Below are 12266 nucleotides of genomic sequence, written 5' to 3'. Positions count from 1 at the left end.
CGGCCTGACCAGCGGCGTCGTGGTGGGGGGGCACATGGTGGCGGGCAGCCTGATGAACCACGGCGACGCCTGGTGGCACTACGTGTTCTGGCGGATGGTGATGACGATCCTGGGCGTGATCCTGGGGGTGGTGGTGTCGCGGCAGATCGTCAGCCAGCGGTCCTCCAGCACCTGGCAGGCCTCCTGTGACGGCTGGCTGCTCGACTTGGCCGGCTTCCTGGAGCACCTGCCCGGCATTCCCGAGCCGGAACAACGCTTCGCGTCCCTGCGGGAACGCCGCAATGCCCTGCGCCGCCAGCTGCCCCAGCTGGCGGCGGAACGGACCCTGATCCACGGCCAGCCGGACGAGGCGGTGCTTCGGGCCCAGCAGCAGCTGCAGCACGGCAGCACGGTGATGAGCGCGGCGCGGGATCTCTGCCTGCTGCTCCAGGCGAAGGCCCCCGTGGCCTGGGTCCCGCCAGGGCTGATCCCGCGCCTGATGGACGCTGGCAGGACGCGCATCGAGGCCCTGATCCAGGGACGGGACGCCCCTGACGCGGTGGCGGACCTGCGCCGCTGCCAGGACCTGCTGAGCGCGGCGCTGCCGGCGCAGCCCCAGGCGCCCCCGCCCGCGGATCCGCCGCCCCAGGACGCCCGTAACCAGCTGCTGATCATCAGTCGGTTGCTGCTCCTCTCGGACGCCCTGATCCGGCTGCCCCGGTCCCCGCAGCACCCGGGGCGGCCGGATGCGGGGCGCTGATAGGGTCGAACCATCGCCGGATTCGCCTCCCCTTGCTGGATCTCACCGACTTCAAGCGCGACCTCTCCGAGCTCACCGACCGCCTGGGCCATGCCCAGGACTGTCTTTGACGTACCGGCCCTGAAAGCACGCCAGCGGGACCTGGAGCAGCTGGCCTCCCAGCCCGACTTCTGGGACGACCAGGCCACGGCGCAGAAGAAGATGCGTCAACTGGATGACGTCAAGGCCCAGCTGGAGCAACTCTCCGCCTGGCGGGCCACCGTCAACGACGGCCAGGCCACGCTCGAGCTCTACGACCTGGAACCCGACGACGAACTGCTGGCCGAGTCCAATGCTTCGCTGCAGTCGCTGCGCGCCGACCTCGACCGCTGGGAACTGGAGCGCCTGCTCAACGGCCCCTACGACAAGGAGGGCGCCGTGATTTCGATCAACGCCGGCGCCGGCGGCACCGATGCCCAGGACTGGGCCCTGATGCTGATGCGGATGTACACCCGCTGGGCCGAGGACCACGGCATGAAGGTGACCGTGGACGAGCTCTCCGAAGGGGAGGAGGCGGGCATCAAGAGCTGCACGATCGAGATCGACGGCCGCTATGCCTACGGCTACCTGCGCAACGAAAAGGGCACCCACCGCCTGGTGCGGATCTCGCCCTTCAATGCCAACGACAAGCGCCAGACCAGCTTTGCCGGTGTGGAGGTGATGCCCAGGCTCGATGAGGACGTCAAGCTCGACATCCCCGAGAAGGACCTGGAGGTCACCACCTCCCGCTCCGGTGGCGCCGGTGGCCAGAACGTCAACAAGGTGGAGACGGCCGTGCGCATCCTGCACATCCCCACCGGCCTGGCGGTGCGCTGCACCCAGGAGCGCTCCCAGCTCCAGAACAAGGAGAAGGCCATGGCCCTGCTGATGGCCAAGCTGCTGGTGATCGCCCAGGAGCAGCGGGCCGCCGAGATCGCCGACATCCGCGGCGACATCGTCGAGGCCGCCTGGGGCAACCAGATCCGCAACTATGTGTTCCACCCGTACCAGATGGTGAAGGATCTGCGCACCGCCCAGGAGACGACCGACGTGCAGGGGGTGATGGACGGGGATCTGGATCCCTTCATCCAGTCGCTGCTGCGCCAGGGTGTGGAGATCGCCGCCGACGCGGCCGCCTGATCCCCTGAGCCAGCGCCACCCCATGTCCGATCCCGCCGCACCCCCAGGCCAGGAGAGCCCCAGCTTCGTGAAGCTGGCCATGCGCAACATGGTGCGCAAGGGGCGCCAGAGCCTGCTCCACTTCGGCCTCACCGCCCTGGGGCTGAGCGGCTTCCTGCTGCTGATCGCCTGGCTGGGGCGGCCCAGCCTGCCCGGATGACGGTGCCGGAGATCGACCTGGCCTTCAGCCTGGAGCCAGGCGCCGCCCGTGGCGCCACGCCCCCGGAGCCCCTGGTGGATCCCGACCTGGCCGAAACCCTCTGGGGCAGCCACCTCAGCGCCTGGCTCACCCAGCTGCTGCCGGAGCTTCCGGCCCAGTTGCGGGCACCCGGCTACAGCCTGGGGCTGGAGCTCACTGGCGACGCCACGATCGCGGAGCTCAACCAGGCCTGGCGCCAGCACAGCGGCCCCACCGACGTGCTGGCCTTCGCCGCCCAGGAGGAGGCGCCGCCGGTCCCTGCGGGGGCGGCTCCGGAGTGGCTGGAACTGGGCGACATCGTGATATCCCTGGAGACGGCCCGGCGCCAGGCCGAGATGGCCGGCCACGGCCTGGCGGAGGAGCTGCTGTTCCTGGCCAGCCACGGGCTCCTGCACCTGCTCGGCTGGGATCACCCCGATGAGGCCAGCCTGGCCGCCATGCTGGCCCGGCAGACGGCCCTGGTGGCGGCGTCGCCGTCCTGACAGGGGCTGTGCGCCACGGCCATCGGCGGTAGGGTGCCGGTTGTCCCTCCAACGGCGGTGCGATGCCGATGCTCGTTCCCGAGGAACATCCGCCGGCCCTCCGCGACGTGACCAACGACGTCCATCGGCGCGGCAGGCGCCTGCGGGTGGGGGCGTGGAAGGTGGCAGGCGACCTGCCGGCAAGCTTCCGCTATGCCGCCCAGGGTCTGGCCTACGGCTTCGCCAGCCAGCGCAACTTCCGCATCCACGTCTTCACCGGCCTGCTGGTGTTCGGCATGGGGCTCTGGCTGCGCCTGGCCGCCGATCGCCTGGCGGTGCTGGTGCTGACGGTGGCGGCGGTGCTGGTGCTGGAGCTGCTGAACACGGCCACCGAAGCGGTGGTGGATCTGGCCATCGGCCGCCAGTTCCACCCCCTGGCCCGCATCGCCAAGGACTGCGCCGCCGCCGCCGTGCTGGTCGCCGCCCTCTCCTCACTGCTGATCGCCCTGCTGCTGCTGGTGCCCCCCCTGCTGATCCGCCTCGGCGTCTAGACCATCCCCATGCTTCTGGTTCTCGACAACTACGACAGCTTCACCTTCAACCTGGTGCAGTACCTGGGTGAACTGGCCGCCGATCACCCCCTGGCCGCCGAGGTGCGGGTGGAACGCAACGATGCCCTCGACCTGGAGCAGATCCGGTCGCTGGAGCCGGCGGCGATCCTCATTTCTCCCGGCCCCGGCGATCCGGACCAGGCCGGGGTCTGTCAGGAGGTGCTGCGGGAGCTCGGACCCACCGTGCCGGTGCTGGGGGTGTGCCTGGGCCACCAGTGCCTGGCCCAGGTGTTCGGCGGGCGGGTGGTGCGGGCCGGCGAGCTGATGCACGGCAAGACCTCACCGGTGCACCACCGCGGTGCCGGGGTGTTCGAAGGCCTGCCCGATCCCCTCACCGCCACCAGGTACCACAGCCTGATCGCCGAGCGCGACAGCCTGCCCGAGTGCCTTGAGATCACCGCCTGGCTGGAGGACGGCACGATCATGGGGCTGCAGCACCGGCAGCATCGCCACCTGCAGGGGGTGCAGTTCCACCCGGAGAGCGTGCTCACCCAGGCTGGTCACCAGCTGCTGGCCAATTTCCTGCGCCAGGCCTCCCACTGCTAGTTTCGCGCCACATTCCGGGCCCGGTGGGGCCAGACGCGACTCCATGGTTCACCCCACCCGCCGGTCCGCCGCGCCCCAGCGCCGGACCACCACCAGCGGCCTGCGCCTGGGGCTGGGTCTGGCCCTGGCGGCCGGACTCACCCTGCCGCTGCCGGCGATGGCCCAGAAGGGTGGCGGGGTCACGATCACCAGCCTGGGCCACAGCGCCCTGATGATCCAGGGGGGCGGTGCCCGGGTGCTGGTCAACCCCTTCCAGGCCGTGGGTTGCGCCGCCGGCCTTCCCGAGCCGCGGGTCAGCGCCGATGTGATCCTGGCCAGCAGCCTGCTGAAGGATGAGGGCGCCCAGGTGGCCAGCGGCAAGTTCCTGGTGAAGCCGGGCTCCTACCGGCTGGCCGGGCTGCAGATCGAAGGCATCGCCGCCCCCCACGACCGGGTCGGGGGACGCCGCTTCGGCAACGCCACCCTCTGGCGCTGGCGCCAGGGCGGCCTCGACATCGCCCACCTCGGCGGCACCGCCGGCAGCCTCAGCCCCGCCGATCGCGTGCTGCTGGGCCGCCCGGACGTGCTGATCATCGGCGTGGGCGGCGGCGGCAAGGTCTACACGGGCCAGGAAGCGGCCGAAGTCGTCCGGGAACTGCAGGCCCGCCGGGTGATTCCGGTGCAGTACAACGGCGGCAAGCCGCCTGCCAACTGCGATCAGGGATCGGTGGAGCCGTTCCTGAAGGCAATGGCGGGCGCCACGGTGCGGCGCAGCGGCCGCTCGGTCAGCCTGGTGCCGCCCCTGGGGGACGGGGTGGTGGTCGAGGTGCTGCGCTGAGCCCTCACCCCAGCCCGTCGATCCGGCGGTAGGCCTGCCAGAACCGGCCCATCTGCTCACGGCTGCCGAGGCTGACCCTCAGGGAGCCGTCGATCAGCGGTTTGCCGGCCATGGAGCGGACGAGAATGCCCGCCTGGCGCAGGTCCGCCTCCACGGCCGCTGCCGGGCGACGGGGCCAGAGCAACAGGTAGTTGCCGCCGGCGGCGTGGTGGCGCACCCTCGCCTGCCGCAGCTGGCCCAGGAGCCCGTCGCGGGCCCGCAGCACCTCGGCCACGTAGGCGTCCACATAGGCCTGGTCGGCCAGGGCGGCCAGGGCCGCCGTCACCGCGAAGCTGTTGATGTCGTAAGGGCCGCAGACCCGGCTCACCCGCTCCACCAAGGCCGGTGCGCCGATGGCGAAGCCGATGCGCAGGCCCGCCAGGCCGGCCGTCTTGGCCAGGGAGCGCAGCACCAGCAGGTTGGGCGCCACCGCGAACGGGTCGGGGTTCGGGCCCGGCGCCAGCAGCGGCGGCAGCACGCTGTCGCCCGTGAAGGCCTCGTAGAGCTCATCGACCACCACCAGGGTCTGGGGCGCCGCTGCCGCCAGCTCGAGGATCCGCTCGGGCGCCAGCCGGGTGCCGGTGGGGGTGTTGGGGTTGCAGATCAGCAGGATCCGTGGGGCACCTTTGGCGGATCCCGGCGCATCCAGGGCTGCCCGGATCGCCTCGAAGGGGAAGTCGTAAGCGGGCAGCCGGTAGGGGATCGCCTCGATCACCATGCCCTGCATCCGGGCGCAGGGGGTGTAGTAGCCGAAGGTGGGACTGGTGGTGAGCAGGCGATCACCGGGGGCACCGAAGGCGTGGAAGATGGCATGGATGGCCCCATCCACGCCGTTGAACAGGCCGATGTGGGCCGGCGTGAGGCCCCGGCCCCCCAGCGAGGCCGCCACCGCCTCCCGCAGGCCGTCGTATTCGGGGTAGATGGCGTAGTGATCGGCCGGGATGGCACGGATCGCCTCCACCACCTGGGGGCTGGGCCCGACGGTGTTCTCGTTGAAATCGAGCCGCAGCAGGCCCCGCCGGCCCTCCAGGGGGGCGCTGTAGGCGGTGAGGGTTTCCACCTCGGGGCGGGCCAGGGGGCCTGGTGGAACGGCCGGGCTCTCGCCGGGGGTCGGGCTGCTCAAGGCGCCGGAGTCGGATCGCTACGGAAGCCATCCTGCAGCGCAGCCCTACCGTTTGATCACCTGTGCCTGGAATCCGGTGGCGAAAGCGGAGCTGGCCCTGCGGGCCCTGGAACGGGGCGACCTGCGGTTCATCCACGACCAGGTGAACAACAGGAGCGTGATGGCCTACTGGTTCGAAGAACCCTATGAGTCCTTCGACGAACTGGAAGAGCTCTACATGCGCCATATCCACGACAACGCCGAGCGTCGCTTTGTCGTCGAGAACAAGGACAAGGAACTGATCGGCCTGGTGGAATTGATCGAGATTGATTACATCCATCGCCGGGCGGAGTTCCAGATCATCGTGGCCCCTGCCCACCAGGGCAAAGGGTTCGCACGCTTCTGCATCCACAAGGCCCTCGACTACTCCTTCACCATCCTCAACCTGCACAAGATCTACCTGTCCGTCGCCGTTGACAACGAAAAGGCCCTGCACCTCTATCAGCAGTGCGGCTTCGCCGAAGAAGGCCATCTGGTGGGCGAGTTCTTCATTGAAGGCCAGTACCGCGACGTCAAACGCATGTACATCCTTCAGGAGGATTATCTGGCCAGATCAGCCGGCATCACATCCGCTCCAGGGTGGGGATTCCCAGCAGACCCAGACCCTGCTTGAGGGTGTCGGCGGTGAGGCGGCAGAGCGCCAGTCGCGATCCGCGGGCGGGATCCTCGGCCTTCAGCACGGGCACCTGGTCGTAGAAACGGTTGAACACCTGGGAGAGCTCGAACAGGTAGCTGCACAGCCGGTTGGGCAGCAGTTCCTGCTCCACCTCCAGGATCACGGCGTCGAACTGCAGCAGCTGGCGAACCAGCGCCCACTCCTGGGGTTCGCCAAACACCAGGGGCGTGGGGAAGGCGACGCCGGCGGCATCGGCACCGCCCTTGCGGGCAATCCCGGCGATCCGCACCACCGCATAGAGCAGATAGGGCGCGGTGTTGCCGCTGAGGGCCAGCATGCGATCGAAGCTGAACTGGTAGTTGGTGATCCGGTTGGTGGACAGATCGGCGTACTTCACCGCCGCCAGGCCCACGGTGGTGGCGACCTCACCGATGAAGTCGCCGTCCTCCTGGCGCTCCTCCTCGGCCAGACGGCGGCGCAGGTCGGCCTCGCAGCGCTCCACCGCCTCATCCAGCAGTTCCTTGAGCCGCACCGTGTCGCCGGAGCGGGTCTTGAGCTTCTTGCCGTCCTCCCCCTGCACCAGCCCGAAGGGCACATGCTCCAGCCGCCCGCCCTCGGGGATCCAACCGGCGCGGCGGGCCACCTGGAACACACCGGCGAAATGGCTGGCCTGGCCGGCATCGGTGACGTAGATCACCCGCCGGGCCCCATCGCCGGCGGGGGGCGCCGCAAAGCGATAGCGGATGGCGGCCAGGTCGGTGGTGGCGTAGTTGAAGCCGCCGTCGCTCTTGCGCACGATCACCGGCGGGGTCTGGCTGGCCGTGCCGTCCTCCGCCTCGAGGAACACGCACTGGGCGCCGCTATCGCTGACCAGCAGGCCCGCGGCAGCCAGGTCGGCCACCACCGCCTCCAGATAGGGGTTGTAGAAGGATTCGCCGCGCTCGTCGAGGCGGATGTCGAGGCGGTCGTAGAGCCGCTGAAATTCGCGGCGCGACTGATCGCAGAGCAGTTGCCAGCAGCGGCGGCTGGTCGGATCGCCGCTCTGCAGCTTCACCACCTCTTCGCGGGAGGTGGTCTGGAAGGTTTCGTCGCTGTCGAAGCGGGCCTTGGCCTGGCGGTAGAAGGCCACCAGGTCGCCGAGGTCGACGGCGTCGGCGGTGTCGAGGGCCTCGGGAGCCACCTGCTTGAGGTGGGTGATGAGCATGCCGAACTGGGTGCCCCAGTCGCCGACATGGTTGAGCCGCAGCACCGGATGGCCGCGGAACTCCAGCACCCGGGCCAGGGCGTCGCCGATGATCGTGGAGCGCAGGTGCCCCACGTGCATCTCCTTGGCGATGTTGGGGCTGGAGAAATCCACCACCACCGGCGCGCCGCCGGGGGCCACGGGCTCCACCCCCAGGCGCGGATCGGCCAGCCGGCGACCCACCTCGGCGGCCAGCACCTCCGGCCTCAGGGTGAGGTTGATGAAGCCCGGGCCGGCGATCTCCGGCGGCAGGCAGAGGGCCTCGAAGGCCGGATCGGCCGCCAGCCGCTCCACGATCGCCACCGCGATCACCCGGGGCGCCAGGCGCAGGGGCCGGGCCAGGGCCAGGGCGCCATTGGCCTGGAAATCACCGAACTCCGGCTTCGAGGCGGGGCCAAGCTGGGGATCCAGCGGCGTGCCGGCCTCCCGGGCAGCGGCGGCCGCCTCGGGGAATGCGCTCTCCAGGGCCCCCAGCAGATGGCTGTTCAGGGCATGGGCGATGCGCAGCATGGAGCGAAGCCTGTCGGACGGTAGAGGTGGACACGATCATCCTCCCCGGCGGACCGCAGGGGGAGGCCAGCACCAGCGAGCGGGCGGACATGGTCCGGCTCGTCATCGAACAGGCCACCAGCCCAGAGCATCTGCAGTGGCAGCTTCTGCGCTGCAGCGTCCGGATCCGCACATCCAGCTGGATCCATCACGCTTACCGACCATCCCCCTGCCGGACCCGAAGCGTCAACTGCTCAGCCAGCTCGATCAGGCGGAGGGGCAGGCAATCACATCACGCGCGAAAGCCTGCGGATCATGGTCTCGTCGATCGCCTTCGCGGCCGGCTTCGCCGCCTGCGACCAGCGCAAGGGTCAGCTGGTGCCCTTCCTGGTGGAGTGGCCGTCCCTGCTGGCCCACCTGAACCCCCTGGAGCTGTGGCGGCAAGTCCGCACCGGCCGGGGGAAGGGCGGGATAGAGCTGCGCCGTTCGGCCGCTGCGCTGGATGCGGAGTTCCTTGAGTCCCTGGCCCTCCAGAGGACGGGGGCCTGCACCCCGCCGCCCGAAGGAACGTCAGCAACCCAACGTGGAGGAGCGGGCCTGGGACGGAAAGCCAGCACCGCGCTTGCGCCCTCCCACCCCAGTGGCCGCAAGGGCTCCGGGCCAGGAAGCCGTGGCGCGGGCCCACAACTGCCCTTCAGCTTAAGGATTGGCTAAAGCACCTTGATGCCTGGTGACAAAACCTGTGGTAAGGTGAATGTGCTTTCATTTTGTCGCAATGTTGGGCTCGGCCCGCCGCAACCAGCTTCTGTCGGTCGGCTGCCTGGCTGGTCTCCTTGTCGGGAGTGCCGCCCCTGCGATGGCCTTCACGACGTTCGACGTCGATTTCAGTGCGGCCGATAAGAAAACAAGCGCAGAAGCCACCGGTGTTTCCGGCAAAATGACGTTCAGCTTCAGCAAGCTGAACCCATCCGACGCTGCAGATAATCGCTACACGTTAGATCTGAACATCAAGAATACCTCTCCACTTGGCAGCAATCCTTCAGGAACACTGACAGCCTTTGCCTTCAATGTTCCCGGCCCTACATCATCTCCCGATTTCAAGCTGCTGACCTACAACCCCTTGAACTCGGGTTTCGGGGATGTTTACGGCGCCTCCCTGACCCGCAGAGAAGTAAATGTCAGTAATAACCAGAATCTCATCTTCCCCACAACAGGAAAACCCATTCGGGCAGCCTACGCACCTTTCGATAGCTTCACCTTCTGCGCCCGGGATACCGGCAACAACTGCCACGGAGGCTCGCAGAACGGCACGGGTCTGACCGATGACCAGTCGGCCGCTGTCAGGTTCACCCTGGCCTCCAGCAAATCGACCATCAACAGCGCCAGTCTCGTCGCCCAGTCGTTCTTTGATCTCTTCAATTCCCGGACCTTCACCCAGGACGGCGATTTCAAGAACGCCCAGGTGGCCCTCCGCTTCCAGAACGTGACCACCTCCAGTGGTGCCCAGGGCAAGAGTGACAAGGTGGCTGGCGTTCCCAGGAAACCACCCCAAGGCCCCGGCGATGAAGTCCCCGGCCCCCTTCCCGTGCTCGGTGCGGCCACAGCCTTCGCCTTCAGCCGCCGGCTTCGCCGCAGGATCGCCACAGCGGAACTCCGCACCCAACCTGCGGCCTGAGCCGCTCTTAAGTTTCCGGTTTTCGGGCCCTAACCTGTCTCGAAGAGCCTCTGCCATCGAAGGGAGAAACCATGCCATGGGCAGGCATCGCGCATGGTGACTGATTCCCCTGCCAGCTCCCGTGGGGCTGCCGTCCTGGCCGATCGCCTCTCGGTCTTGGCGATGGCGCTCTTCGTCATCTATGGCGTCAGGGTCGTCGCCATAGCCATTCCGCTGCGGCCGCTCGACACCCTGTGGCAGCTGGACGTCATTTCCGCGCTGATCAGCGCCGCGGCCATTCCGCTGTTGGGCCTCGCCTTGCTGCATCTGGCGGCCTACCTGAATCCCGATGATTCCGCCCTGGTCCGGCGACGGGATGCCCTGGCCCGCTGGGCGATCCTGGCGGTGCTGGGGTTCCTGCTGCTGATCCCTGTGCAGGCCTACGCCTCCTGGAGCGCGGTGTCCACGGCCAGGACCACGCTCACGACCCAGCTGACCACCGCAAACCGCAACTTCGCCCTGGTCCGCGAAGCGATCAGTGCCGCCACCAGCCTGCAGGATCTGCAGGCGCGCCTGCAATCCCTCCAGTCACCGGAGCTGGGCATCCGCTTCGAGAACCTCGGCCTGCCGCTGGCCGAAACCCAGCGGCAGATGCTCGGACGCCTCAACGACATTCAGGAACAGGTGAAGACACGGATCAACGCCCCGCCGCCTGAAGCCATCGAAAACGTGGCCAGGAACTCCATCCGTGTGATGGGCACCAGCCTCGTCTATGCCCTCGCCTTCGCCATCGCCGCCCAGCGGCGGGGTCAGGAGCTTCCCCTGCTGGTGGAGCTGCTGACGATCTGGAGCCTGCGGCAGCAGGCCGATCGCTCCCGGCGCGGAGTTTCCGGCGCTCCTGATCGGGACTATCTCGCGCAACTCGCCCCGCCGGAGGACGATCCCACTCGCCTGCCCTGAGCCCCTGCCCCGCCGATGGCAGCACCGAAGGCGCCGATGCGGGGGAGGAGCCAGGCAGCAGAAACTTCAAGCAGAGTGAAGAACGACCTGCTAAGGTGAGAGGGGATTAAGGAAGCGTTCATGCGCGCCACAGTCACGAACACCCTCCTGCTGCTCGGTGGCGTTGCCGGCCTGATCACCGCAGGCACCCCAGCGACGGCCAAAACGTCCTTTGACGTGATCTTCGACAGCGGCATCGCCGGTACGAGCTACTACAACACCGGGGTGAAGGGCAAGATGACCTTCGACTTCAGCAAGGACCCTGGCAACGGCAACACCTACACCCTGGATCTGGGCATCACCAACACGTCGCCGGCGTCAGGTGCCTCCTCCGGCACCCTGGTGGGATTTGCCTTCAACGAGCCCCTGCGCGGCAATGGCAGCGAAGCCATTTCCCTGCTGAGCTACAACCCCCTGGCCTCCGGCTACGGCCGGGTGTTTGGAAACTCAGACCGGGGCATTCGAGTGAATCCCCAGGAATCCCTGAATATCTCCAACTTGGGTACCGCGCCGTACGCTCCCTTTTCCAACTTTGATTTCTGCGCTCGCATGAGCAGTCGCAGTGGTTGCCATGGTGGCTCGGCCAGCACAGGGATCGCTGGCGGAACCAGCGTGAAGGTTCAGTTCTCGCTGAAATCCAACGATATCAGCATCTCCACCGCCGACCAGGTTGCCGAGCGTTTCTATAGTCTATTCAACTCCTTCGAACCTGGCGACAGCTGGAACAAGGCCCAGATCGCCCTTCGCTTCCAGAACGTCAAGAAAGCCAATGGAAGTAAGACAAGCAGCGGCGAGAAGGTGACGGGAGCGGCGTTCTGGAGGATTCCCAACGAAGGCCCCACCGATGAAGTGCCTGGCCCTCTGCCCGTTCTTGGAGCAGCAGCAGCGTTTGGCTGGAGCCGAAAGATCCGGCGGCGGATCCAAGCAGTCAATCACCCTTCAACCATCAATCTCTGAAGCCTTTTCGCCACGCTGCAGGCTAGAGCCACAACCATATTTCTTTCTCAGCTGCACGAGCTCCATACCATTATCAGACGTGTATTTCTCTCACTGATGACCCAACCGTCTTCGGTTCTGGTCATAACCAGTCACACATTGAAGGCCCGGTCGGTTGGCAGAGTGGCAACATTCATCGTCTGGGTATGAAGCCTCTGCGAGACAGTTCAGCGGCCTGATTGCTTGCTGATCCGTGGCCCTCGAGCCCTATTCCATCGACATCCACACAAACACCCCGACAGGCAAGCCAGAGAGCCACTTTCAACCCTGGCATTCCTGATGGCCAGCAGCAAGGAATTCAAAGAGTTCGATTCCGCCATCCTGGCCGATCGGCTGGCCTTCATGGCGATCGCGTTGTTCGTGGTCTACCTGATCACCCTGCTGGCCAGCATCCTTCCCGTGCGCCTGCTGGACACCGCCTGGCAGCTGCGCTTCATCTCGGCCAGCTTGGATTCGGCCACCAATCCCCTGGTGGCCCTCGGGCTGCTTCACCTGGCG

The 12266-nt window shown here is 67.4% G+C and carries 15 protein-coding genes; 13 read left to right on the top strand and 2 right to left on the bottom strand.

What is annotated here, in order from left to right; all coding sequences use genetic code 11:
• The 7 genes from KBZ04_RS07940 to KBZ04_RS07910 form a co-directional block, all read left to right on the top strand.
• On the top strand, positions 1-739 hold a 739-nt coding region (locus tag KBZ04_RS07940), incomplete at its 5' end, for an FUSC family protein (RefSeq protein WP_254991411.1).
• 35 nt (positions 740-774) lie between these two features.
• A protein-coding gene (gene prfB, locus KBZ04_RS07935; RefSeq protein WP_409995949.1) for a peptide chain release factor 2 occupies positions 775-1897 on the top strand; the annotation gives its coding sequence in 2 pieces (ribosomal slippage) (positions 775-846 and positions 848-1897; 1122 coding nt in all).
• Positions 1898-1919: 22 nt separating this feature from the next.
• Positions 1920-2096 (top strand): DUF3285 domain-containing protein, encoded by a 177-nt coding sequence (locus KBZ04_RS07930; protein WP_254991409.1) that lies wholly within the window; start codon positions 1920-1922, stop codon positions 2094-2096.
• Positions 2093-2617, top strand: coding sequence for an rRNA maturation RNase YbeY (gene ybeY, locus KBZ04_RS07925; RefSeq protein ID WP_254991408.1), 525 nt, complete (start codon positions 2093-2095; stop codon positions 2615-2617). The genes KBZ04_RS07930 and ybeY overlap by 4 nt, the downstream gene beginning before the upstream one ends.
• Positions 2618-2685: 68 nt before the next feature.
• The gene (locus tag KBZ04_RS07920; protein WP_254991413.1) at positions 2686-3147 is read left to right on the top strand and encodes a diacylglycerol kinase family protein; all 462 of its coding nucleotides are present in this window, start codon (positions 2686-2688) and stop codon (positions 3145-3147) included.
• Between the two features lie 9 nt (positions 3148-3156).
• On the top strand, positions 3157-3753 hold the full coding sequence (locus KBZ04_RS07915; RefSeq protein WP_254991407.1) for an anthranilate synthase component II: 597 nt from the start codon (positions 3157-3159) through the stop codon (positions 3751-3753).
• A gap of 43 nt (positions 3754-3796) precedes the next feature.
• Positions 3797-4570, top strand: a complete 774-nt coding sequence (locus KBZ04_RS07910) for an MBL fold metallo-hydrolase (protein ID WP_409995947.1) — start codon at positions 3797-3799, stop codon at positions 4568-4570.
• A gap of 4 nt (positions 4571-4574) precedes the next feature.
• On the opposite strand, the gene KBZ04_RS07905 is transcribed toward KBZ04_RS07910, so the two are convergent.
• Positions 4575-5732 carry a pyridoxal phosphate-dependent aminotransferase gene (locus KBZ04_RS07905; protein WP_254991406.1) on the bottom strand — a complete coding sequence of 386 codons (1158 nt, stop codon included), beginning with the start codon at positions 5730-5732 and terminating at the stop codon, positions 4575-4577.
• Between the two features lie 76 nt (positions 5733-5808).
• Between KBZ04_RS07905 and speG the strand changes: the two genes are divergently transcribed.
• Complete coding sequence (gene speG / locus KBZ04_RS07900; RefSeq protein WP_254991404.1) at positions 5809-6384, top strand: spermidine N1-acetyltransferase; 576 nt, start codon at positions 5809-5811, stop codon at positions 6382-6384.
• Here speG and argS read toward each other — a convergent pair.
• A complete protein-coding gene (gene argS / locus KBZ04_RS07895; protein WP_254991403.1) occupies positions 6335-8140 on the bottom strand; it encodes an arginine--tRNA ligase in 1806 nt (601 codons plus the stop codon). The two genes, speG and argS, sit on opposite strands and share 50 nt — an antisense overlap.
• Before the next feature lie 294 nt (positions 8141-8434).
• Here argS and KBZ04_RS07890 point away from each other — a divergent pair, with 294 nt between their 5' ends.
• The 5 genes from KBZ04_RS07890 to KBZ04_RS07870 form a co-directional block, all read left to right on the top strand.
• Positions 8435-8833 (top strand): hypothetical protein, encoded by a 399-nt coding sequence (locus KBZ04_RS07890; protein ID WP_254991402.1) that lies wholly within the window; start codon positions 8435-8437, stop codon positions 8831-8833.
• Positions 8834-8897: 64 nt separating this feature from the next.
• Positions 8898-9794 (top strand): hypothetical protein, encoded by an 897-nt coding sequence (locus tag KBZ04_RS07885; protein ID WP_254991401.1) that lies wholly within the window; start codon positions 8898-8900, stop codon positions 9792-9794.
• Between the two features lie 96 nt (positions 9795-9890).
• Positions 9891-10733: a hypothetical protein gene (locus KBZ04_RS07880; protein ID WP_254991400.1), complete on the top strand. Its 843-nt coding sequence runs from the start codon at positions 9891-9893 to the stop codon at positions 10731-10733.
• A gap of 120 nt (positions 10734-10853) precedes the next feature.
• Positions 10854-11729, top strand: coding sequence for a hypothetical protein (locus KBZ04_RS07875; protein WP_254991399.1), 876 nt, complete (start codon positions 10854-10856; stop codon positions 11727-11729).
• Between the two features lie 318 nt (positions 11730-12047).
• On the top strand, positions 12048-12266 hold a 219-nt coding region (locus KBZ04_RS07870), incomplete at its 3' end, for a hypothetical protein (protein WP_254991398.1).

Origin of the sequence: Cyanobium sp. N5-Cardenillas (assembly GCF_024345515.1) — a bacterium.
GTDB lineage: Bacteria > Cyanobacteriota > Cyanobacteriia > PCC-6307 > Cyanobiaceae > Cyanobium.
The sequence above is the reverse complement of the archived record's forward strand: the minus strand, read 5'-3'. Positions and strand labels throughout refer to the sequence as shown.